General features: G+C 37.8%; 22 protein-coding genes and 1 riboswitch. Of the genes, 19 read left to right on the forward strand and 3 right to left on the reverse strand.

Going from position 1 to position 22,691, the window contains the following annotated elements; genetic code table 11:
* The first annotated feature begins 2 nt into the window (after window positions 1-2).
* From ACMZ42_RS12720 to ACMZ42_RS12730, 3 genes are all read left to right on the forward strand, one after another.
* Window positions 3-1,451 carry a spore germination protein gene (locus tag ACMZ42_RS12720; protein ID WP_402872002.1) on the forward strand — a complete coding sequence of 483 codons (1,449 nt, stop codon included), beginning with the start codon at window positions 3-5 and terminating at the stop codon, window positions 1,449-1,451.
* A gap of 256 nt (window positions 1,452-1,707) precedes the next feature.
* Window positions 1,708-3,027, forward strand: a complete 1,320-nt coding sequence (gene lysA / locus ACMZ42_RS12725; RefSeq protein WP_370075038.1) for a diaminopimelate decarboxylase — start codon at window positions 1,708-1,710, stop codon at window positions 3,025-3,027.
* 199 nt (window positions 3,028-3,226) lie between these two features.
* Complete coding sequence (locus tag ACMZ42_RS12730; protein ID WP_132363147.1) at window positions 3,227-3,601, forward strand: GNAT family N-acetyltransferase; 375 nt, start codon at window positions 3,227-3,229, stop codon at window positions 3,599-3,601.
* On the opposite strand, the gene ACMZ42_RS12735 is transcribed toward ACMZ42_RS12730, so the two are convergent.
* Window positions 3,595-4,101 carry a DUF309 domain-containing protein gene (locus ACMZ42_RS12735; protein WP_370075037.1) on the reverse strand — a complete coding sequence of 169 codons (507 nt, stop codon included), beginning with the start codon at window positions 4,099-4,101 and terminating at the stop codon, window positions 3,595-3,597. The two genes, ACMZ42_RS12730 and ACMZ42_RS12735, sit on opposite strands and share 7 nt — an antisense overlap.
* 55 nt (window positions 4,102-4,156) lie before the next feature.
* Here ACMZ42_RS12735 and ACMZ42_RS12740 point away from each other — a divergent pair, with 55 nt between their 5' ends.
* From ACMZ42_RS12740 to ACMZ42_RS12815, 16 genes are all read left to right on the forward strand, one after another.
* The gene (locus tag ACMZ42_RS12740) at window positions 4,157-4,936 is read left to right on the forward strand and encodes a segregation/condensation protein A (protein ID WP_370075036.1); all 780 of its coding nucleotides are present in this window, start codon (window positions 4,157-4,159) and stop codon (window positions 4,934-4,936) included.
* On the forward strand, window positions 4,908-5,501 hold the full coding sequence (scpB, locus tag ACMZ42_RS12745; protein ID WP_402871995.1) for an SMC-Scp complex subunit ScpB: 594 nt from the start codon (window positions 4,908-4,910) through the stop codon (window positions 5,499-5,501). Before ACMZ42_RS12740 ends, scpB begins: the two co-directional genes overlap by 29 nt.
* A 91-nt stretch (window positions 5,502-5,592) precedes the next feature.
* Complete coding sequence (locus tag ACMZ42_RS12750; RefSeq protein ID WP_415731695.1) at window positions 5,593-6,663, forward strand: D-alanyl-D-alanine carboxypeptidase family protein; 1,071 nt, start codon at window positions 5,593-5,595, stop codon at window positions 6,661-6,663.
* Between the two features lie 172 nt (window positions 6,664-6,835).
* The gene (locus ACMZ42_RS12755; protein ID WP_415731696.1) at window positions 6,836-7,423 is read left to right on the forward strand and encodes a hypothetical protein; all 588 of its coding nucleotides are present in this window, start codon (window positions 6,836-6,838) and stop codon (window positions 7,421-7,423) included.
* 177 nt (window positions 7,424-7,600) lie between these two features.
* A complete protein-coding gene (locus ACMZ42_RS12760; RefSeq protein WP_415731742.1) occupies window positions 7,601-7,681 on the forward strand; it encodes a hypothetical protein in 81 nt (26 codons plus the stop codon).
* 201 nt (window positions 7,682-7,882) lie between these two features.
* Window positions 7,883-8,332 (forward strand): hypothetical protein, encoded by a 450-nt coding sequence (locus ACMZ42_RS12765; RefSeq protein WP_415731697.1) that lies wholly within the window; start codon window positions 7,883-7,885, stop codon window positions 8,330-8,332.
* A 289-nt stretch (window positions 8,333-8,621) separates the two neighbouring features.
* A complete protein-coding gene (locus ACMZ42_RS12770; protein WP_370075032.1) occupies window positions 8,622-9,353 on the forward strand; it encodes a pseudouridine synthase in 732 nt (243 codons plus the stop codon).
* Window positions 9,354-9,703: 350 nt separating this feature from the next.
* The gene (gene resA, locus ACMZ42_RS12775) at window positions 9,704-10,237 is read left to right on the forward strand and encodes a thiol-disulfide oxidoreductase ResA (protein WP_370075031.1); all 534 of its coding nucleotides are present in this window, start codon (window positions 9,704-9,706) and stop codon (window positions 10,235-10,237) included.
* Between the two features lie 13 nt (window positions 10,238-10,250).
* Window positions 10,251-11,915 (forward strand): cytochrome c biogenesis protein ResB, encoded by a 1,665-nt coding sequence (locus ACMZ42_RS12780; RefSeq protein ID WP_415731698.1) that lies wholly within the window; start codon window positions 10,251-10,253, stop codon window positions 11,913-11,915.
* Complete coding sequence (ccsB, locus tag ACMZ42_RS12785) at window positions 11,912-13,099, forward strand: c-type cytochrome biogenesis protein CcsB (protein WP_415731699.1); 1,188 nt, start codon at window positions 11,912-11,914, stop codon at window positions 13,097-13,099. The genes ACMZ42_RS12780 and ccsB overlap by 4 nt, the downstream gene beginning before the upstream one ends.
* A gap of 157 nt (window positions 13,100-13,256) precedes the next feature.
* Window positions 13,257-13,973: a response regulator transcription factor gene (locus ACMZ42_RS12790; RefSeq protein WP_049668637.1), complete on the forward strand. Its 717-nt coding sequence runs from the start codon at window positions 13,257-13,259 to the stop codon at window positions 13,971-13,973.
* Window positions 13,966-15,741: an ATP-binding protein gene (locus ACMZ42_RS12795; protein ID WP_415731700.1), complete on the forward strand. Its 1,776-nt coding sequence runs from the start codon at window positions 13,966-13,968 to the stop codon at window positions 15,739-15,741. The genes ACMZ42_RS12790 and ACMZ42_RS12795 overlap by 8 nt, the downstream gene beginning before the upstream one ends.
* An 83-nt stretch (window positions 15,742-15,824) precedes the next feature.
* Window positions 15,825-16,358 carry an RNA polymerase sigma factor SigX gene (gene sigX, locus ACMZ42_RS12800; RefSeq protein WP_370075027.1) on the forward strand — a complete coding sequence of 178 codons (534 nt, stop codon included), beginning with the start codon at window positions 15,825-15,827 and terminating at the stop codon, window positions 16,356-16,358.
* Window positions 16,355-17,662 carry an RNA polymerase subunit sigma gene (locus ACMZ42_RS12805; RefSeq protein WP_415731701.1) on the forward strand — a complete coding sequence of 436 codons (1,308 nt, stop codon included), beginning with the start codon at window positions 16,355-16,357 and terminating at the stop codon, window positions 17,660-17,662. Before sigX ends, ACMZ42_RS12805 begins: the two co-directional genes overlap by 4 nt.
* 294 nt (window positions 17,663-17,956) lie before the next feature.
* A riboswitch (FMN riboswitch) is annotated at window positions 17,957-18,155 on the forward strand.
* 223 nt (window positions 18,156-18,378) lie between these two features.
* On the forward strand, window positions 18,379-18,966 hold the full coding sequence (locus tag ACMZ42_RS12810) for an ECF transporter S component (protein WP_370075025.1): 588 nt from the start codon (window positions 18,379-18,381) through the stop codon (window positions 18,964-18,966).
* Window positions 18,967-19,130: 164 nt separating this feature from the next.
* Window positions 19,131-20,477 (forward strand): sodium-dependent transporter, encoded by a 1,347-nt coding sequence (locus tag ACMZ42_RS12815; protein ID WP_415731702.1) that lies wholly within the window; start codon window positions 19,131-19,133, stop codon window positions 20,475-20,477.
* A 68-nt stretch (window positions 20,478-20,545) separates the two neighbouring features.
* Here the strand turns inward: ACMZ42_RS12815 and ACMZ42_RS12820 are convergent, their stop codons facing one another.
* Window positions 20,546-20,932: an STAS domain-containing protein gene (locus ACMZ42_RS12820; protein WP_370075023.1), complete on the reverse strand. Its 387-nt coding sequence runs from the start codon at window positions 20,930-20,932 to the stop codon at window positions 20,546-20,548.
* Window positions 20,933-20,986: 54 nt separating this feature from the next.
* Window positions 20,987-22,681, reverse strand: coding sequence for a methyl-accepting chemotaxis protein (locus tag ACMZ42_RS12825; RefSeq protein WP_415731703.1), 1,695 nt, complete (start codon window positions 22,679-22,681; stop codon window positions 20,987-20,989).
* Window positions 22,682-22,691 lie beyond the last annotated feature (10 nt).

Genomic DNA, 22,691 nt, shown 5'->3' on the forward strand with positions numbered 1-22,691 from the left:
GCATGACAGAAAAAGATAAACTTTTTAACAGCTTAGAAGAAGCCGAAAATTTTCTTAAAGAACAATTTGGTGACGGCGAATCATTTGACGTTAGTATTAAGCATGTATTTGTCAAAGATTTGCCGGTTCTTTGTGCATATATAAGCGGACTTGTGGATGGAATAGTGTTAACACAATTACTCTCTAATTTGTTGCCTGATGAGGACATTGATATTGAGGATGAAAAGGAGTATTTTGAAGCCTATTTCAATTACCAAGGCCGTTCAGAGGAAACTAAGCGTGAAGCCATTTTATTATCAATATTAAGTGGACAAGTTGCCTTTATAACGAAAAGTGGTTATGGCTATGTTGCTGAAATTCGAAGTTACCCAGGACGTACCCCTGCGGAGCCTGACAATGAAAAGGTTATTCGTGGATCTAGGGACGGCTTTATAGAAGGTATTTCACAAAATGTTGCTTTGATTCGTCGGCGAATTCGCAATAGTAATTTACGTTTCGAGCTACATAAAATATCCGAAATCGGTCAAACCGATGTCGCGCTAGCGTTTATAAAGGGTATTGCGAGTGATGAAACGCTCGATAAATTGCGGCAGCGCATTAAAGAAATTAATCATGATGGCTTGACTATGACTGATAAATCATTAGAGGAATGGCTGTTTAAACAGAAGTTTCATCCAGTTCCATTTGTACGTTACACGGAACGACCAGATATTACCGCAGCGCATTTGCTTGAGGGACATATTGCCATTGTTGTCGATACGTCTCCTTCTGTCATTATTGTGCCAGCAACTGCTTTTCATTTACTGCAGCATGCTGAGGAGTACAGGCAGGCACCATCAGTCGGAACCTTCGTCCGTTTTATGCGCTATTTTGGAGCAATTATGGGTTTATTATTATTGCCTTTGTGGTATTTATGTGCAACGCACGGGATACATTTACCGGATGAGTTATCCTTTTTAGGGGCAAAGAAAAAATCACATATCCCACTGTTACTACAAGTACTTATTGGAGATATAGGGATAGAATTTTTGAGGATGGCCGCCATTCATACCCCATCACCTTTATCCACTGCGATGGGGTTAGTTGCCGGTGTAATTATTGGTCAGATTGCTATTGATGTTGGGGTATTCACGCCAGAAGTAGTGTTATATACAGCTGTTTCAGCTATTCTGACATTTATTATTCCGTCATATGAGCTCGGTATCTCCATTAAACTCTTTAGATTAGTGTTGTTAATCATGACTGGAATTTGGGGAGTTAATGGGTTATTTATCGGGATCTTTATATTATTTACGTATTTATGTTCATTACGTCCGATGCAAGCGCCATATTTATGGCCACTTATTCCGTTCTTTCCAACAGCGATGCTTCGCGTACTTGTCCGTTTCCCAATGACAGCAGATGCATTAAGACCTTATGTAGTCGATTCCGAACATCGAAAAAGATCATAGGAGCCGTTGCACTCGCTTTTTTCATGTGATAAAGTTCACATATAGTATTTTGTGATTTTTGCGAAAATTGTCTTCATTCATCAAAAGGTTTATCACGACAAGGTGTTGGCATATATGTGATATTTGCCCCCGTGTACTGTTCGAACCCTTGTTGAATGAAGCAATACCTCAATAAGGATAGATTGCCTATATCCTTTCTAAAAAATGAGGAGCGATTTATCACAAGATGGAACGATGTGAAAAGGGAGAGATGCACATGCATTTATATGGAACACAAGCGATTTCTGAAGATGGTCATTTAACGATTGGACAGGTAGATACATTAGAGCTTGCAAAAGAGTATGGTACACCTTTATTTGTGTATGATACAGCGCTTATTCGGAAGCGTGCACGCGGCTTTATTGATACGTTTAAAAAACTAGGTGTAAAAGCAGAAGTAGCTTATGCTTCAAAAGCATTTGCATGTGTAGCTGTGTACCAATTAGCGGCAGAAGAAAGTCTATCTTTGGATGTGGTCTCTGGTGGAGAATTATTTACAGCTTTAAAAGCAGGTTTCCCTGCAGAGCGCATTCATTTCCATGGTAATAATAAGAGTATTGCAGAATTAGAATTAGCCTTTGACTCGAAAATCGGTTGTATTGTCGTGGATAATTTCTATGAAATTCAACTTTTACAAGAAATCTCAGAGCGCCGTCAACAAAAAATGCGTATTTTATTACGTGTCACACCAGGTGTTGAGGCACATACGCATGATTTCATTACGACAGGTCAAGCGGATTCTAAATTTGGCTTCGACTTAAATAACGGTCAAGCAGATGAAGCTTTCCAACAAACTTTTAACCATGAATACTTAGAGCTTCTAGGATTACACTGTCATATCGGCTCACAAATTTTTGACACAGCGGGCTTTGGCTTAGCGGGAGAAAAACTAATTGATAAGATTTCTGATTGGAACAAGACTCACGATTTTACATGTACTGTGTTAAACTTAGGAGGGGGCTTCGGAATTCGTTATACTGAGGAAGATGCACCGCTTGAGCCACAAGTATATGTAGAGGATATGATTACAGTTGTAAAGAACAAAGCGACTGTACTTGGTCTAACTATGCCGGAAATTTGGATTGAACCAGGTCGATCACTTGTAGGCGATGCAGGAACATCACTTTATACAATTGGTTCACAAAAAACAGTACCTAATGTTCGTAAATATATTGCTGTCGATGGTGGTATGAGTGATAATATCCGTCCAGCATTATATGATGCGAAGTATGAGGCGGTCATTGCAAGTAAAGCAAATGAATCAAAAAGTGAAACATATACAGTGGCTGGTAAACTTTGTGAATCTGGCGATAAATTAATTATTGATGCTAAGCTTCAGGAAGCAGCTTCTGGTGATGTGCTAGCAATCTTCTGTACTGGTGCGTATGGATATTCGATGGCGAGTAACTATAATCGTGTACCACGACCAGCAGTTGTATTTGTAGAAAATGGAAAGCATCAATTAGCAATTCGACGCGAAAGTTATGAAGATATTGTACAAAACGATCTCCCGCTAACGTTAAAAAAGGGTGAGTAAATATGAGAAAAAACAAATGGGTATTACTAGCGTCCATTTCAACTTTTATTTTGTTGTGGGGCGTTGTCTATTGGGTATTGGCGTCTAAAGGTATTCTCGGACCTGGTTCGTAAGACAGAAATTGACTTGCGGTAAAAGTACAAATCGTGTAGGATAGTCAAAGATTATGTACAGCTAGAAAATGAGGGAATAGACAAATATGTTAATTCGATATAAAAAAGCTTTCGAGAAAATAGCAATGGGGCTACTCTCGTTTATGCCTAACGAAAAAGACATAAAAAAGCTCAAAGAGACAATCCACTCCTATGAAAATGATGATAATTGGGTTTTATATTTATGGAAAAAGAACGATGAGTATGTAGGCATTGTTGGACTTGTAACAGACAGTAATAATATAGCTATGATTCAACATGTTTCCGTTGTCCCTTCTTATAGAGGCGAGGGTGTTGCGAAGGAAATGTTACAGGAAGTAGCAGACCTTGGCCAGTATGAAAGTGTGCGTGCAACAGAGGAAACACGTAATATTGTTCAAAAATGTATAAATTGTATCGATGAAGAAGCAGACGATCATTGACGTCTGCTTTTTCTTTGTTTGCTTTCTTGACGCTCTGCAAGAATATGTGAGCGATCTCGAAGCATATGTTTATGAAGAAGATAGTTAGAGTTACTTGGTGGTAAAATCTGTATGCGAGCGAATACTAATTCCTCTAATATGGCTGAAAGAGGAAGTTGAAATGTTTGAAAGGACTTGCCCTTTTGGGTAGCAGAAAGTGAATCTGTTAGTTGTGTTAGTAGAATTTCGTAGTCGATTTCGTCAAAAAAGATGTGGCCCATATTATGTTGAAAATTATGGAGTGCTTTTTCTAATATTCGCGCAGCACCAATAAAATTGTCACGTCGCCAATGATATAAACCTGTTGCGAGCTGTACGTATCCAACGAGAGGGTGCTTTTTATCACCTGGAGCAATATCCTTCCAGTATTCTTCAAGGACTTCATGGCATTCAAAAAAATCTTGATTACCATTGAAAAAAGCACAATAGTCGATAAATAAAGTGTGATGCTGTGGATGCATTTTGGACTCCTTTCTACTATACTAAAAGAACATAGAATCTCAGGGTGGTAAAACAATGTCTTATGAAGTAAAATTAGAAGCCTTTTCAGGGCCTCTTGATTTATTATTGCATTTAATTCACAGATTGGAAATTGATATTTATGATATCCCAATGGCTGAAATTACTCAACAATATATCGACCATATACATGCTATGCAGGTACTTGAGTTAAATGAGGCTAGTGAATATTTAGTGATGGCTGCAACATTATTGGCCATTAAAAGTCGTATGCTCCTGCCAATTCATGAAGGTGAGCTTGAAGATGCCGAATTAGAAGTCGACGGCCCAGACCCTCGTGAAGAACTGGTGCAACGTTTAATAGAGTATAAGAAATATAAAGAAGCAGCAAGTAGCCTGCAAGAGCTTGAAACAGATCGTGCACAGGTATTTACACGGCCTCCAGCTGATTTATCAGAGTTAGCATCAGATGAGCAAATGGCGTTATTTGATTTGAACGTCAACATCTATGACATGCTTGGAGCCTTTCAAAAACTGATGCGTCGAAAAAAATTAAAGAAACCGCTAAAAACAACTGTAGCGAGACAAGAACGCTCAGTGAAAGATCAAATGCGTTCAGTTGTCGATTCATTACGAAATACAGGTGGACGTGCATCATTTTCCGAGCTTTTTCCCTATGAAGATAAGCCAACGCTTATTCTGACGTTTTTATCTATTCTTGAACTGATGAAACGTCAGGTCGTCATCGTAGAGCAAGACGGTAACTTTGAAGAATTAACAGTTACATTACAGAAGGAGGAATGGGATGATGAGGAAAACAATGATGCTGCAGAGTAGAATAGAAGCCTTATTATTTGTTGTTGGAGACGACGGCTTAACCATTAAACAATTGTCACAACTTTTAGGCGAACCGGAAGAGTTAGTTGTACAAACAATGGAAGTATTGAAAACAACATATGAAGAAGATTTAGCAAGAGGCGTTACTATAAAAGAAATGGCTGGAGTTTATCAGCTTATAACAAAATCTGATTTAGCAGATACCATTCAAAGATTAGTAGAAAATCCAACCGCTCAATCATTATCGCAAGCCTCACTTGAGGTATTGGCTATTGTGGCATACAAACAACCAATTACACGTGTAACAATTGAAGATTTACGTGGTGTGAAATGTGAAAGACCAATTCAAACGCTCGTTTCTAGAGGGTTGATTAAGGAAGTTGGTCGCTCGGAAGGGACAGGACGTGCAATCTTATATGGTACTACAAAAGAATTCTTAAACTACTTTGGATTAAATAGTATGGATGAAATGCCGCCTTTACCTGAAGAAGAGTTAGTTGAACAAGAGCAAGAAACAGATCTATTTATGACGAAATTCCAAGAAACTTTTAATGGAGTAAAGTAAATGAGCAAGGCATAATTGATTGGTATAATACTTAGCTTGAAACATAAATATAATCTATATTTTCCTATTACTTTTAATAAGGAGTGGCTCGTTGCTTCGGTTAGTACGTTTAATATTGTTCATGATAGTCGTGGTAATGTTAATGCTTCCAGAAACCAGTTTAGCACGGGGGGGTAGCGGATATGCTGTTTTAGATGGTGATACGGGCCGTGTTTTATTTGAATCAAATAGTGATGCACGGTTACCAATTGCTAGCTTAACAAAAATTTGGACAGCACTTGTTGCTATTGAAAATAGCAATCTTCAAGATGAAGTAGTTATTTCACCGAGGGCTGCAACGGCTGAGGGCTCGTCAATTTACTTGCAAGCAGGTGAAAAGGTTACGGTAGAAACACTGTTATATGGTTTGATGCTTCGCTCAGGAAATGACGCAGCAACAGCTTTAGCAGAGCATGCTGGTGGATCGGTAGAAGGGTTTGTCAAGTTAATGAATGAGCGGGCTGTTGTTGCTGGGCTCACAAATACAGTATTTATGAACCCGTCCGGTTTGCATCATGATGAGCACTTATCGTCAGCGAGAGATACTGCTGAAATGTTAAGGATTGCTCTCCAAAATAAAACTTTCAAGAAGATTGCCTCCACAGTTCTATATCGTGCCAATACTGAAAACGGGATGTTATGGGAAAATAAGCACCGTTTATTACGAGAAGGATCAGGGGTTGCCATCGAAATAGGGGATGAGACACAACAACCTGTTAATGCATTAAAATCAGCTAAAGGTTCAGCATTTGCCGGAAAAACAGGCTTTACAAAAGTAGCTGGTCGGACCCTTGCAACCGCCTTCCAAAAGGACGGGCAAACATGTATTGTCGTCACTTTGAATGAATCCGATGACTGGAATGTACATCGAGGTTTAGCCAATAAGGTTTGGCAAGATTACAGCCTTGAAACAGTGGTGAAAAAAGGTAAATATAAAGTCAATAAAAACCTCTCCATTCGTTTAGAGGAACCAATTCTTTTACAGTTAAATAAAGAAGAAAAAGAAAGTGTAAGGCAAGTTTTGCATGTCTCTAGAAAACGTAAGGAAGGTGTACTGTCCATCTTTCTAGGTGAAGAGCGTATCTATGCAGTGCCAGTAAAAGTTGAATCAGTGGATCGTTAAAAACGATTCGCTGTTTTTTTATGGCCCGCATTCAGATAAAGTTTGGGGCGACGCCAGTACCATTCGTGAATGAATTTAGAATTATTTAACAAACGATGAGTAATTTGGTAAAATTAATTAGAATAGTATTTAATTAGATTTTTGGAATATTAATAGAGGGGAGAAATTATTTATGACCACTGAATCAAGCAAGAAGCAATATCAAATAGGGGTAATAATAATTTTATTCTTGTCAAGCTTTATCGCTCCTTTTATTTTTTTATATCCTATTCAAGAATTGTTTTATCGACCAAAGGAATATTACTTTTTTGATCCTTTTTTTACAGCCTATATTGTATTAATGGTAGTATTATTCATGTTAGCATTCATGTTATTAATCAATTTTTTAGTGACTCCTAAAACAAAAAAAAGGAAGAAAATTCAACGAGGAATCGTGGGGTCATCGTTTGTAATTGCTAGTGCATTGATATTTTTATGTATTAATAACTATCAATATATTGATACAAAAGGAATTCATATGAATCAATTTTTTAGTTTGCAAGAAGATTATACAAGCTGGGAAGATATTGTAAAGGTTGAACAGACTATTGTGGAGAAAAATGGTGTCAGTTCACCGGAAAAATTGATTTTCACATTACAAGATGGTTCAATAATTGAACAATCTTTAACCGAAAAGTTATCAAGCGCGAAGCAATTTATTAATAAAGAATTAAGTAACTATGGACTTAAAATCGAAAATAAATATAGTGGAAATGAGTAGTAATGAAAGGCTGCCGAAAATGGTGGCTTTTTTTGTTTTATAAGAAATTAAGAGCGCTCGCTATTTGATTAAAATTAATAAGAGGATTTGATTAAAATTGGATCATCACCAAAAGATGGGGATGACATTTGCTACGTAGATAAAGCTTGAAAGGTAGATGTCGATAAAATTCAGAAGTTGGTAGATAAAATTCAAAAGTTGGTGGATAAAATTCAGAAGTTGGTAGATAAAACTCAAAAGTTGGTAGATAAAACTTAAAAGTTAGGTGATAAAACGTAAAAGTGTTCCGATAAAATTCAAAAGTTGGAAGCCATTTTGTTAAAACGTATTCCACGTATATAAATTGATCTTCGTTCCGGTTGGTTGACTCCTTGGGGATTAACGTCGCAGATGAGACACTGCCGCAAAGCGGGGAGAGGAGCGAAGACTAAAATAGTCACGTCTTGTGACAACGCCTTCGTGACCAACCTGCTGCTGCTGTCGCATCGCTTTCGCGCAATAAAACCTGCTGCTGCTGTCGCATCGCTTTCGCGCAATAAAACCTGCTGCTGCTGTCGCATCGCTTTCGCGCAAAAAAACATCCTGCTGCTGTCGCTTCGCTTCCGCGCAAAAAAACATCCTGCTGCTGTCGCTTCGCTTTCGCGCAATAAAACCTGCTGCTGCTGTCGCTTCGCTTTCGCGCAAAAAAACATCCTGCTGCTGTCGCTTCGCTTTCGCGCAAAAAAACATCCTGCTGCTGCTGTCGCATCGCTTTCGCGCAAAAAAACATCCTGCTGCTGCCGCTTCGCTTCCGCGCAAAAAAACATGCTGCTGTCGCATCGCTTTCGCGCAATAAAACCTGCTGCTGCTGTCGCTTCGCTTTCGCGCAAAAAAACATCCTGCTGCTGCCGCTTCGCTTTCGCGCAATAAAATATCTGTTGCCCCGACGCCCCAAAGAAAGCGCCAAGTCGGAACAGAAATTAACCCCACACTATGGTGATAATCCTTAATATTTAAGTGCAAATTATCCAGAAACTAGTTGATAAAAACTATTTCAAATCATTTAATTATTTATGCATAATTAGTTTTTCTTTAATAATGTATAAAAGTATGACATAATTTTCACAGATTAGCGGGAAAAATAACCTTATTCATAATGTGCGAATGAGGTTTAATGCTTGGTGTCAAACCAAGGTGAAAGAAAATTAGAGGTGAAAGAATGGAAAGATTACAAAAGGTCATTGCGTATGCGGGTGTGGCGTCTAGACGTAAGGCAGAACAATTGATTGTAGAAGGTAAAGTTAAAGTGAACGGAGTCGTAGTGCGTGAGTTAGGTACGAAAGTTTCCAACTCAGATACGATTGAAGTAGAAGGCGTGAAGCTTGAGAAAGAGGATAAGGTTTATTATTTACTATACAAACCACGTGGAACGATTTCAGCTGTAACAGACGACAAAGGACGCAAAACTGTCACAGATTTGTTTAAGCATATCCCGCAACGAATTTTCCCAGTTGGCCGTCTCGACTATGATACATCTGGTTTATTGCTATTGACAAATGATGGTGAATTTTCTTATATGCTGACGCATCCAAAGTTTAAAATCGATAAAACATATATTGCCCGTGTTAAAGGTGTTCCAACGATTGAAGGCTTAAAAAAGCTGCAACGAGGAATTAAGTTAGAAGATGGCAAAACAGCTCCTGCAATGGTTAGTATGACTTCATTTGATGAAAAAGCAGGTAAGGCAATCTGTGAAATTACGATCCACGAAGGGCGAAATCGTCAAGTGCGTCGCATGTTCGAGGCGATTGGTACTCCAGTAGTTAAACTAAAACGTGAACGCTTTGCCTTTTTAGATTTATTCGGACTAACTCCAGGGGAATATCGTGAATTAACAAAGCATGAAGTGAAGCAATTGCGTGTGTTAGCGGAGACAGGAAAAATCGGATAAATAAGCATTTTCTATGAGAAAGTGATACTTCTATGTGTAATAGCAATGTATTCACTTTCTTATTAGTGAAATCGTTCATAAATCATTCATAATTATTAGCTAAGCGTTTCTGTTTCATTTTGCTATAATAGGTGAGAATAGCTAACCTAGATTAGTTGCATCTTGATGAAATCGTTTCCACGGTTTGCAAGGTGGTGTTTGACGCACAAGTTCATGATGAATGTAAAATTTGACAAACATGTCAATGCTGTAAATTAGACAGTGTAATCTATACATATGAATGTTTGTATGAAAAGCTTAGCGTCAGTTGTAGTTACTTTAAGCCGTAAATTGATAGGGGGTTTATTAACTTGGAGAAAAAGAAAAAACGTCTCGTCATTCGTACCATTATTTTGGCAGTCTTAGTCTTAGCAATTGGTTACACGGTATACGGAACAGCAACAAAGGATAAAGTAGAGTTAATAGCAGTGGGCTCTAAAGCACCAGACTTCACGTTAGTAGATTTAAACGGTGAGAAACATAAGCTGTCTGATTATAAAGGGCAGGGAGTGTTTTTGAACTTCTGGGGAACTTTTTGTCCGCCGTGTGAGAGGGAAATGCCTGCAATAAACCGTCAGTATCAAGCCTTTAAAGATCAGGGTGTACAAACATTGTCGGTCAATATTGCGGAAACAAATTTTGAAGTACAGAATTTTGTCGATAGACACAAATTAACGTTCCCAGTAGTTATTGACAAAACGAAAAGCGTTAGTATTACCTACAATGTAGGTAATTTACCTGCAACTCTCCTTATTGATCCAGATGGTAAAGTAGTCAAAATTATTACTGGTGAAATAGCGGAGGGAAAAATTGCTTCGTACATGGAATTAGTGAAGCCAAAATAAGGAGTAAATGACTATGGAAAACATTATTTGTGCTTGTGGTCATAGTAACCCATATGGCACGAAGCTTTGTGAGAAATGTGGTCGTCCTTTAACTGAGGAAGGTAAACAAACAAAAGTTGTTGATATGCGCTATGACGGAATGGCGATTCGCTCAAAAACGTATAACGCAACAATCGTTGATAAAATTTGGAATTTCTTCTCGAATGTAAAAGTCGGGATTGCTCTTATTATTATAACGTTAGTCGCAGCGTCAATTGGAACAATACTACCGCAAGAGATGTATGTTAATGCCCCTGAACCTAGTAAAGCGGAGTATTATGAGAAAGTGTATGGTTGGTTGGGCAAATTCTATAATAATTTAGGACTTTCTAATTTGTATAGCACTTGGTGGTTCCAAATTTTAGTGGGTATGCTTGCGATATCTATTATTGTTGCGAGTTTAGACCGTGGTTTACCATTACACAAGTCTCTAAAAAATCAACGCGTTAAACGTCATGAAAGTTTCATGAAGCGTCAACGTATCGTTGCGGAAGGACAAGTGCCAAACCCTGATGAAACGCTAGATAAAGTTGAGCAAAAAATGACTGAATTAAAATATCGTGTTCGTCGTGATGGAAGCGCATTGCTAGCAGAGCGCGGCCGTTTTGCTCGATATGGCCCATACATAAATCATGTCGGTCTCATTATCTTTTTAGCAGGTGTTATGTTGCGCCTAGTACCTGGTTTTTATGTGGATGAGACGATTTGGATCCGTGAAGGTGAGACACGAGCTATACCAGGTATGGACGGCTATTTTATTAAAAATAATAAATTTATTTTGGAAACCCATGACGATAAACCTCAGGATGAGCAATCTAACCAAGGTGTCAATGCTATGGCGAAGAACTATCAAACAGACATCACATTATACAAACAACCTGACGGAGCTCTTCCTGGAGATACAGATAATCTTAAAAAATTGAGAGATTACTCTATTCGTGTCAATCATCCGTTAAAAGAAAACAGTTTTGCACTGTATCAAATGAATTATCGCCTCGACGAATTGAGACAGATGAATTTTAATTTAGTGAATAAAGCAACAGAAGAAGATTCACTAGGTCAAATTGAAATTGATTTAACGAATCCTAAAAAAGAATATGATTTAGGAAATGGTTCCTCAGTAAAGATTCTTGTGTATACACCAGATTTTTCTGGTTTTAAAGATGGTGAACCACAAACAAAAACATCAATACCAAATAACCCAGCATTTATATTTAAAATGATAACACCAGAAACTCCAAAAGGTGAAGTAAGCTTTGTAGAAATCAGGAAGCCGCCATTTGAACCACTTGGTGAAAACAAATATAGAATGAAATTCGTAGGAGCAGAGACGCGTAATTCATCAAACTTTACAATTCGTAAGGATAGTACGATACCATTGTTATTTGTCGGCGGTATTATTTTCATGATTGGTGTAGTAATTGGCTCGTATTGGAACCACCGACGTTTATGGTTACAGGTGGAGCCTGATGGTCGAGTGTTGATGGCTGCCCATGTGAATAAAAATATGTTCAGTATGAAAAAGGATTTAGATACAGTCACTACATTTGCTGGTCTACCACCATATGAAGATCAGTTAGATAAGTCAGAAGATGTCAAGAAATCCACAAAGAAAAAGGAAGGTGACAACACCTTATGAGTTTGATTGACATAAGTAGAAACCTATTATTTGTAGCTTTCATAGCCTACCTAGTTGCAACTTTATTATTTGGTGGTTCGATAAAGCAATCGAATGCTACAGGCAAAAATACCGAAAAATGGGGTAAAGTGGCGATCACTGTCACAATTATAGGTCTACTTTCGCAGCTTGGTTATTTTGTCACTCGTTGGATTTATGCAGGGCATGCACCTGTTAGTAATATGTTTGAATTTACGACTGCGTTTGGGATGTTCATTGTTGGGGCATTCGTTTTGATTTATTTTATTTATCGCGTGACGGCTCTGGGCTTAGTAGCATTACCTGTGGCGTTATTAATAATTGCCTATGCAGCAATGTTCCCGAAAGAGGTAACTCCTTTAATGCCGTCTTTACAAAGTTACTGGTTAACAATTCATGTTATTACAGCTGCTTTGGGGCAATCACTTTTAGCAATTAGTGCGGTAGCAGGACTAATTTATTTATTAAAAGTAGTTAATTTAAAGAAACCTTCTAAACAACGTTTCTGGTTAGAAGCGGTAATGTTCTTCCTTGTAGTAGTCGTTGGTTTCGTAATTGCTACATCCGTTTTTAGTTTAATGGGTTACGATTCAACATATACTTATGTTGATAAAGAGGGTAATGGACGTCAAATTGAATACAAAATGCCGCCACTATTTGGTATGAATGAATATAAGGCGGTTGAAGAACATGGCATGTCTCCGTTAGTAGAAATGCCTCCGCTCATTAATGCGAAGAAATTAACATCAGTTGTGTGGTCATTATTAGTAGGGTCTGTTTTATATTTATTGATTCGATTAATTGCACGACGTAGAATTAGTGCGATTTTCCAACCTTTTGTCAAACGGGTAAATTTACAATTAGTTGATGAAATTGGTTATCGTTCAGTAATAATCGGCTTCCCAGTATTTACGTTAGGTGCTTTAATCTTTGCAATGATTTGGGCACAACTTTCGTGGAGTCGTTTCTGGGGATGGGATCCGAAGGAAGTATGGGCACTTATTACATGGTTATTCTATGCAGCATTCCTACACTTACGTTTATCGAAAGGCTGGGAAGGTGAAAAATCTGCATGGTTAGCATTAATTGGTTTTGGAATTATCTTATTCAACTTAATTGCTGTTAACTTGATTCTTGCAGGTTTACACTCATACGCATCAGCATAGACTAAGTTGATTTTGAGCATATATGATATTTTTACGTCGCTAGTATTGGAAAGAAGAGCCTTCTTGCTGTGGCAAGAAGGCTTTCTTTTCTTTTCAATAAGTGCTGTACCATGTACAATAGAAGGTAGAGAAAGATTAGAAGAGAGGGATCGTGAAAGTGTCAGAAAATATTTCAGTATTAGTAGTAGATGACGAGGATCGTATTCGACGCTTATTAAAAATGTATTTAGAGCGAGAAGGATACCTTGTTGACGAGGCAGAAAATGGTGAACAAGCGATCGAAAAATCTTTGGAAAAAGAGTATCACTGTATTTTATTAGATATTATGATGCCTGAAAAAGACGGGCTTGAAGTTTGTGCGGAAATCCGTGAACGTGCAGCAACACCAATTATTTTATTAACTGCAAAAGGCGAGGAAGCGAATCGCGTACAAGGCTTTGAGCTTGGAGCAGATGATTATATTGTAAAACCATTTAGTCCTCGTGAGGTTGTGTTACGTGTGAAGGCTATATTACGCCGTTCACAAGCATTCTCACCTTCGACAAATGCTTCTTCTTCAAAAGATTTAGTTGTGTTCCAACATTTAATGATTGATCATGATGCGCACCGTGTAACAGCAGAGGGTATTGAAGTAAATTTAACGCCTAAAGAGTATGAATTGCTTTATTTCCTAGCTAAATCACCAGACAAAGTATTTGACCGTGAACAATTACTAAAAGAAGTTTGGCATTATGATTTCTTTGGCGACTTACGTACAGTTGACACACATGTAAAACGTTTACGCGAGAAGCTCAACCGTGTATCTGAAAACGCTGCAAAAATGATTGTTACTGTATGGGGCGTTGGTTACAAATTTGAGGTTGTCAATGAATAGAATATGGAACAGTGTTGTCGGGAAGCTATGGGTAACCATATTGCTTCTCGTTTCATTTGTATTGTTTGTTTTCACGGTTTTAATGCTTGAATTTCTTCAGAATTACCATATGCAACAAGCAGAAAGCTCCTTGCGTCAAACTGCAGCAACAGTTGCCAGTATAGTAGATGATAATGAAACAGCAGAATCGACTTCGGAATTATTAAAAGATATTTTACCTGAAAGTACAAATGCACTTATTGCTATTAACCATGATAGAATTTCTTTCGCTATGCAGGAAGGTGTCAATAAAAAAGAAATACAGGATATGATTTTAGCCAATAAATCGTTCCAAGAAGTTTTTCAATCAGATAAACCGATTATTAAGGAAATGATGATGCCGTCTTCTGCAGACAAAGAAAAGTTGGAATCGTATGTTGTGCTTGGTTTCCCGCTAAATGTGGAAAATGCTGTACACGGGGCTGTCTTTATTTATCAAAGTCCGGATGCGCTGCATAAAACATCGAAAGAGACGACGAAAATTGTCTTTTTATCTGCTTTCATTGCCTTTGTGCTGACGACATTTTTTGCGTTCTTCCTTTCATCACGTATTACGTCACCATTACGTAAAATGCGTGAGCTGGCGTTTGAAATTTCTAAAGGGAATTTTGAAGCGAAGATGCCGACTACACAAAATGATGAAATTGGCCAGCTTGCAGTTGCCTTCAATCAAATGGGCCGTCAATTGAAACACAATCTAGAAGTGATCAATCAAGAAAATGAACAGCTTTCCAATATATTAACATCGATGACAGACGCAGTTATTACGTTTAATCGTGATCGTACAATATTATTAAGTAATCCGCCAGCGGACCGTTTAATGCAAACGTGGTTTGTTAATAAGGGATCACAAAGTGCGAAGCCAATTCCGCCAGAGCTTTATCATATGCTCGATCATGTACTGATGTTTGAGGATAAGCTTGAAGAAGAAATTGAGATGGATGGAAGTTACTATACGTTTACGATTAGCCCTCTTTATAGTGAGGAATCGATACGTGGAGCGGTTGCGGTTATTCGTGATATGACAGAGCAGCATCGTTTAGAAAAACTGCGTTCAGACTTTATTGCCAATGTGTCTCATGAGCTACGAACGCCAATTTCGATGCTCCAAGGCTATTCAGAGGCTCTAATGGATGATGATTTTATTCAAGATCAAGAAGAACGTAATGAAATTACAAAAATTATTTATGATGAATCGAAACGTATGGGACGTCTCGTAACAGATTTATTAGACCTTGCGCGTATGGAATCGGGGCATATGACGCTTTACAAAGATGAGCTCCCGATTAATTCAACATTTGAACGTATTACTCAAAAATTTGCACAGGTTGCAAAAGAGAAACATGTTCGTCTAATATTTGACAGTGAATTTAATGACGAAGCTTCGATTAGTATAGATGAGGATCGAATTGAACAGGTTTTAACAAATTTAGTTGATAATGCTCTTCGTCATACTGATGAAGGATCTGTAACAGTGAAGGTTGAGCAGGAACCAACCTTTGCCAAGGTTTCTGTTCAGGATACAGGGCATGGTATTCCGCAAGAGGACTTACCATATGTCTTTGAACGTTTCTATAAAGCAGATAAGGCACGTACACGTTCTAAAGGCGGAACTGGCCTAGGTTTAGCTATTGCTAGAAATATTGTCAAGGCACATTCAGGCAATATTATGGTAGATAGTGTGCTGAAAGAAGGGACTACCTTCACGTTTTATTTACCTTTTGATTAATACTATTAAATAGTGGTATTAATTGGATGTAACTTCTGTGGACATTTAGACGACAAATATAAATAGAACGGGGGTGGAGTGCTTTGAATGACTCCGTGTTCCATCGGTTATACGATGCATATCATCAAGACGTGTTCCAGTTTCTTATTTATTTAGTAAAAAACCGTACACTTGCTGAGGATTTAGCGCATGAGGTTTATGTTCGTGTATTGCGCTCATATGATCAGTTCGCAGGAAATAGTAGTGAAAAGACTTGGCTTTTTGCTATTGCTAAAAATGTCGCTATTGATCATTTTAGAAAGCAGGCTGTACGTCAAAAACATTCACTTGATTTTTTTGATTGGGAAACGGAACAGCTACATTCAACCACACCATCACCGGAGGACGTATTGCAGGCCAGTGATGAATTTATGCAGGTGCAAGTAGCACTCGAACACTGTACAGGTGACCAAAAAATGGTCATTATTATGCGCTACTTTCAAGACTTATCGATTGCAGAAACTGCACAAATACTAGATTGGACAGAAGCGAAGGTAAAAACCACTCAGCATCGTGCCATTAAATTTTTACGGCAACAGCTACAACAGGTTAGAGAACAGGAGGCGAAACGGCAATGACACATAACCAATTTGATGATGATCAACTTGAGCATCTATTAAATAATGCCCCTAAGCTTTCTGACCGCCGTTCAAAAGAAGAAATATTAAATCGATTATTGACAGATGCTCGCTTGCAGGATAATGTCGATCTTCAAGAAGCTATACAACAACCAATAGATGATGAAATAACATCGCAAGAGCAACAACACAGTATTCCTACGCAACAAGAAAGTACCGAGACTGCAACAACAAAGAAGAAAGTTCGTAAATGGCCAATCTTTATGAGTGTTGCAGCAGTTTTCGCTTTAACAGTAATTACAGGCTCTATGTTCATGAATCATAATGATGCAAAATTAGACCAGGCTAATGCTCCTGAAACCTCTCAATATTCAACATCGCAGGATAGTCGAGCGGCGAAAAGCTTTGTCAACCAGGATAAGATTATGGAATCCAACAACATAGTAGCAAAACATTCAAGGATTATGTCTCTACGATCATCTGTTTATGAGGAAGATTTAACAGAAGCAGTAGTGTTTCATATTGGTTTGGCAAATCGTGATAAGAAAAGCGTACCGATGACGTATATCATTCCAAATGAACGAGTTGCCACTGATTTTCCGAAGAAAAAGCCTACAACATTACAAATGTATGAAAAGTATGCGCCGCAAATTGATGAGAAAGCAAATGGTTTTACTAACTATCATCCATATAAAGGAGAATTGAAGGAGAAGGGCGATAAACTAGTTCATGTATTGCCGGAGAAAAATGATTATGATGTTGCTTCAGCAGATACTAATGAATATTTAGAGACTTTACAGGATACATTCTCAGATTCAGAGTATAAAGATATTGAGTTTGAAAATCCTGATGGTACAGCCTACAAATTTTCCAAGGAAGAAGAGCCAAGTAATCCTAAGGCATTAACAAGCTCAAATCATTTTAATTATTATTTATATAAAGATGAAAATGGAGCTGAATATTTATCACCCGATTCTCGTAAGACTTTTCCCACTGTAACAGAAGCGCTTACCGATATGCGAAATAAAAATGATGATGTATACGTTTCAGTTGTACCAGAAAATATAGCATACACTGTAAAAGAAGTAGCAGAAGGCGTTATTGTTACATTTGATGAGTCGCTTGATTTAACGACCATGGATACTGTTCGTGCAACTCAACTGATAGAAGCTATGATGCTCACTGCTGCAAGCTTTGATCAACAAATACGTTTAGACAATGTTGTACAGGAAACCTGGGAAGGATTTGATTTAAAAAAATTCTTGCCAAAGCCTGTAGGAGCCAATAAACGATATATGCCATAAACAGCCTAACAACAAATAGACGAACAGAACATAAATAAATTTTTGGAGCATTCTCGCCACTATATGTGCGTGAATGCTCTTGTCATTTAACTTAGCAATTATTTTCAGTAGCGAAAGCGAAGCGTCACCTACGAAGTCTCTCGCCTCTATAGGTGATGAGATGAATAAGGATTTAAGCTACTTTTCACGAGTATTTATTAAAGCATACAAGTTTAATCGGATTTTTTTAAAGCAAAGCTATTTACTTTTCTCTAATAATTCATTATAGTAAGGCTATGAAATAAAAAAATAATGATTCATCTTCGGGGCAGGGTGAAAATCCCGACCGGCGGTAATAGAGTTGTAAATCGCTAATGTTTCCTTTAAGACATATTAGCTCGCATGATTTACTAAAGGCTCTTCAGCCCGCGACCTGTGCAAATAATTTTTTTGCATGGCTGACTTGGTGCAATTCCAAGGCCGACAGTTAAAGTCTGGATGGGAGAAGATGGAGGTACGATCGTCATTCATTGTTATGAATTTAGCTATGTACGAGCGTTTTTTCGATGTGGTTTCACACAGCGTATGCTCAGAAAATAGTTAATTAATGGCGTTTTTTAATCATGCCTATTCTCCCTTATGCTCTTTTGCATAAGGGTTTTTTTCATGATAATAATTGATTAGGTCGTAACCTTTCTTCTTGCGAGATTGAATCAGCAAAGAGGAGAGAGTTTTCTATGAAGAAAAATGTTAAACTTCAATCGTATATTACGATTGGTATGCTGAGCAGTATTTCGTTTTTATTAATGCTTTTTAATTTCCCGATTCCGCCATTTCCGATGTTTTTGGAAGTGGACTTCAGTGATATGCCAGCATTACTAGCAGCAATCACTATGGGACCTGTAGCGGGTATTTTAGTAGAATTATTTAAAAATGTGTTGGACTGGGTTTTCTCAGGCACGCCAACGGGAGTACCGGTAGGACATATCGCGAACTTTGCAACAGGTATTTTATTTATTTTACCAGTGAGCTTTGTTTTTAATCGCTCCAAAACAGTTAAAGGCCTTATCGGAGGTTTAGCTGCTGGAACAATTGTAATGGCAGTAGGAATGAGCATCCTTAACTATGCAGTATTTTTACCTATGTACACTTACTTTTTAGGTATGGAGCCTGTTGTAGGTGATTCACTATATAAAATGATCGTAGCTGGTATCTTGCCATTTAACATTGTGAAGGGTATTTTAATTACTATCATCATGGCATTACTATTCACAACAATGCGTAAATGGATTGATCATCAGCGTTCCATGTATTTAACAAAATAATTAGGATGAGACCTCGAGCTGTTAAGCGTTCGAGGTTTTTTATGTAGAATGGTTGAGGTGTTGGATAATATTACGCAAAAGTAACATATAGAATTAATCTAGTCGACTGTATTATTTTATTGTAGAATAAGGAAGAGTTGAGTAAGTTAGAGGAGTTTGAAGAGATGAGTGAAAAAAAGAGTCAGTGGTCTAGTAAACTAGGCTTTATTTTAGCATCGGCTGGAGCTGCAATCGGACTGGGGGCAATTTGGAAGCTTCCATATGTTACTGGACAAAGTGGCGGGGGAGCATTTTTCCTGATTTTTGTGCTATTTACATTGTTGATTGGTTTACCGATGTTATTATCAGAATATATTTTAGGTCGTGGTACACAGTCTGAGGCTGTGACTGCCTATAAAAAAATTGCACCTACGAAAACAGGTTGGGCTTGGGTTGGTCGTATGGGAGTGCTCGGCTGTTTTCTATTATTAAGTTTTTATAGTGTTGTAGGAGGTTGGATTTTTATATATAGTGGCCTTGGTGTGACTGGGGCTGTTATTGATCCTTCCGTTGATCCTAGTGAACTATTTGCAAAGATTGTAGGAACACCTTGGATTACATTGCTAGGTTTAGGGCTGTTTACGCTAGTAAATGTATTAGTCATTTCACTTGGCGTGCAAAATGGTATAGAAAAGGCCAATAAGTGGATGATGCCTTTATTATTCATTATGTTTATTGTGCTTGTTGTGAGGGCTTTAACATTAGATGGAGCGATGGAAGGGGTTAAATTCTTCTTGTGGCCTGACTTTTCTAATATAACTGGAAAGGCAATATTGGAAGCGTTAGGGCAATCCTTCTTTGGCTTAGCAGTAGGATTTTCTTGTCTTGTGACGTACAGCTCCTATTTAAAGAAAGATGTGAGCTTACCTAATTCCGCAGGCTCTGTTGTTCTTCTCACTGTGCTTGTATCGTTTTTAGCAGGATTAGCCATTTTCCCTGTTGTATTTGCTTTTGATTTAGAACCGGCATCTGGACCAGGCTTATTATTTACGGTTCTGCCAACAGCATTTAGTCAAATGCCATTGGGTGAAATATTCTTAGCGATGTTTTTATTATTATTTTTATTCGCAACGCTAACTTCTTCCTTCAGTTTATATGAAATTATCGTAGCGGCATTTATGGAGAAGGGACGTATGTCTCGTTCTGCATTGACGATGCTACTAGGTGTAGTAGTCTTTATTGCAGCGATTCCTGCAGCACTTTCATCAAGTACATTAGCTGATGTATCAATTTTTGGAAAAACAATTTTTGATGCAACTGACTTTTTAGTTTCTAATTTAATGCTTCCGTTGGGTAACTTATTGATTGCTATCTTTATTGCGTATGTAGTTGATAAAGAATTTGTGAAGAAGGAATTATTAATAGGAAGTCAAATGGGGCAGGGGTTCTATTCAGCGTATCGACTACTGATGTTAATAGTAGTACCTTTTGTCATTATCGTTGTGTTTGTAAATATGCTTTTACAGTATTAAAAAGAGTAGGTTGCATTCCGTTTAATAGGAATGCAACTTACTTTTATGTTTGGGGGACAACGATAGGGTTAGTATTCGCTAAGTGATAGTTCACCTAACCAGCCTTCTTTAATGATCTGTCTTGCTTGCTCTTCGCTTTTAGTAATAGGGAATACTTTATCGACTTGTGAAATAGCAAACAAATTGCGAATGAAATCATCGACAACAATAATGGCGATTTTCTTTTCTTTTACAGATACTTTCTTTGCGAAATTGACAATCATGCCAAAGCCGGTACTATCGATGTTTGTAACCTTTTGCATATCGATAATATATCCATGCTTTGTTTCCAAGCTTAACGATTGAAGCTCAATTTTAATCTCTTCAATCGACCCATATTCTAAATCGCCAGTAAACGCAATCAAAATATAATCAGACTTTGTGTCAATAACCATCGCAATTTTCTTCTGATCCATACTATAGCGCCTCCATTTTCTTTTTCATGTAAGGAAATTCTAATTCTTTAGAAGTTAAAACTTGAATTTATTGACTTCGTTTTGTAATTTATCGGCAATCGATGCTAATTCGTCTGAACTTTGTGTAATTTCTGCCACAGTTGCATATTGTTCTTCCGATGTTGCGGCAATTTCCTCTGTTGCTGCAGCGGAGTCTTCAATGATACGGGAAATATCTTGAATGGCTTGTTGAACCCCTAAGGAGTTGTTGTTTACATTCGTAAATGCAGCCTTCATCTGCTCAACGCCGTTTTCTGTTTCTTCGACCTTTTCAACGATTTCTTTTAATGCAGTTCCTCCTTTATTGATAATTGTTACTTGCTCCTCTACTGCTAGTAGATTACTTTCCATCGTGCGAACTGTCACAGAGGTTTCAGCCTGAATATCTTTAATGAGATTTGTAATTTGTCCTGATGCTAAACTTGATTGTTCAGCTAACTGGCGTACCTCTGATGCAACGACGGCAAAGCCTTTTCCTTGCTCACCTGCTCGTGCTGCTTCGATGGCTGCATTGAGGGCGAGTAGATTTGTTTGATCCGCAATACCCGTAATAACAGTAATAATGCCGCCAATTTCTTCAGAGCGTTTACCGAGTTTTTGGATAGAATCTGTTGCGTAAGACACTGTTTGTGTGACATCGCTTAAATGTTTTATAGCTTCATTGATCGCCTCTTCACCTTGGCGTGCAAAATGGGTCGATTCTATAGCGCTATTTAACGTATTCTCGGCTTTTTGTAAACTGGTCGATACTTCTTCGATTGTTTTTTGCATCATAGACACTATTTGTTCAGCTTGATCAGATTGAGTCGTAGTACCGACTGCAATTTCATTCATCGTAAGTGCGATTTGGTTAGAAGCCTCACTTGTTTGATGTGATGATTCTGCTAATGAATGCGATGAGTTAGCTATTTGATTGGCGCTACCAGCTACGATTGTCATCGTTTCCGTTAATCGATTCTTCATATCACTAAAAGCATTTGCTAAAACAGCAATCTCATCTTTACCTTTTGGGTTTAATAATTTTACATTTAAATTTAAATCTGCTAAATCTTTGGCATTTGTACTTAAAATATTAATGGGTGTGATGATTTGTCGCTGTAAAAACCAACTAATCCCAACAATCATTAAAATGGCAATTCCTAAGGAGACCGCTACATTTTCAAGTGCAGACTTTGTAGCAATACTTATATATGGAGCGGTAGGTACAGCTGTTGCCCATACGCCAATAACATCTCCTTGGCTATTTAAAATTGGGTCATAGGCTCCTTGATGCATACTCCCCAAGACATTTGCTGATCCGATAAAACGTTTTTTTTCTCCTAATACAACTTTCGCAACTTCATCAGAAACCTTTGTATTTAATGCACGTTCTCCATTCTCGACTATATTTGTACTAATGCGAGTATCGTTTTGGAAGATTGAGACGACATTTCCGTTTGTTAGCTCTCCGACTTTATCAGCTACCTCAAAATTGTCTACTATTTTGACGTCACCTTTATACAATTGATTGTTTTTAATGGACCATTCTCCAGGGAATTTAGCATTTAAATATTCATAGCTCAATTGAATATCTGATAAAAGCTTTGTATTTGCGCTTTCTAAAAGATTATTTTTGGCAACATAAAAATTTATTCCTGCTAAAAGTGTAGTGAGTAGCAAAATACACCCGAATATTAACAGGCTCATTTTTTTTCGGATTGACAGCTTCATGAAAACTCCT

The organism is Lysinibacillus sp. NPDC056185 (assembly GCF_047737915.1).
GTDB lineage: Bacteria > Bacillota > Bacilli > Bacillales_A > Planococcaceae > Lysinibacillus.

Coding starts and splice junctions, on each gene's coding strand:
- ACMZ42_RS12810 (WP_370075025.1), top strand. CDS start 18,379: ATGAAGAAAAATGTTAAACTTCAATCGTATATTACGATTGGTATGCTG.
- ACMZ42_RS12735 (WP_370075037.1), bottom strand. CDS start 4,101: ATGCATCCACAGCATCACACTTTATTTATCGACTATTGTGCTTTTTTC.
- ACMZ42_RS12755 (WP_415731696.1), top strand. CDS start 6,836: ATGACCACTGAATCAAGCAAGAAGCAATATCAAATAGGGGTAATAATA.
- ACMZ42_RS12720 (WP_402872002.1), top strand. CDS start 3: ATGACAGAAAAAGATAAACTTTTTAACAGCTTAGAAGAAGCCGAAAAT.
- ACMZ42_RS12820 (WP_370075023.1), bottom strand. CDS start 20,932: ATGGATCAGAAGAAAATTGCGATGGTTATTGACACAAAGTCTGATTAT.
- lysA (WP_370075038.1), top strand. CDS start 1,708: ATGCATTTATATGGAACACAAGCGATTTCTGAAGATGGTCATTTAACG.
- ACMZ42_RS12805 (WP_415731701.1), top strand. CDS start 16,355: ATGACACATAACCAATTTGATGATGATCAACTTGAGCATCTATTAAAT.
- ACMZ42_RS12825 (WP_415731703.1), bottom strand. CDS start 22,681: ATGAAGCTGTCAATCCGAAAAAAAATGAGCCTGTTAATATTCGGGTGT.
- ACMZ42_RS12730 (WP_132363147.1), top strand. CDS start 3,227: ATGTTAATTCGATATAAAAAAGCTTTCGAGAAAATAGCAATGGGGCTA.
- ACMZ42_RS12815 (WP_415731702.1), top strand. CDS start 19,131: ATGAGTGAAAAAAAGAGTCAGTGGTCTAGTAAACTAGGCTTTATTTTA.
- ACMZ42_RS12770 (WP_370075032.1), top strand. CDS start 8,622: ATGGAAAGATTACAAAAGGTCATTGCGTATGCGGGTGTGGCGTCTAGA.
- ACMZ42_RS12780 (WP_415731698.1), top strand. CDS start 10,251: ATGGAAAACATTATTTGTGCTTGTGGTCATAGTAACCCATATGGCACG.
- ACMZ42_RS12795 (WP_415731700.1), top strand. CDS start 13,966: ATGAATAGAATATGGAACAGTGTTGTCGGGAAGCTATGGGTAACCATA.
- ccsB (WP_415731699.1), top strand. CDS start 11,912: ATGAGTTTGATTGACATAAGTAGAAACCTATTATTTGTAGCTTTCATA.
- ACMZ42_RS12740 (WP_370075036.1), top strand. CDS start 4,157: ATGTCTTATGAAGTAAAATTAGAAGCCTTTTCAGGGCCTCTTGATTTA.
- scpB (WP_402871995.1), top strand. CDS start 4,908: ATGAGGAAAACAATGATGCTGCAGAGTAGAATAGAAGCCTTATTATTT.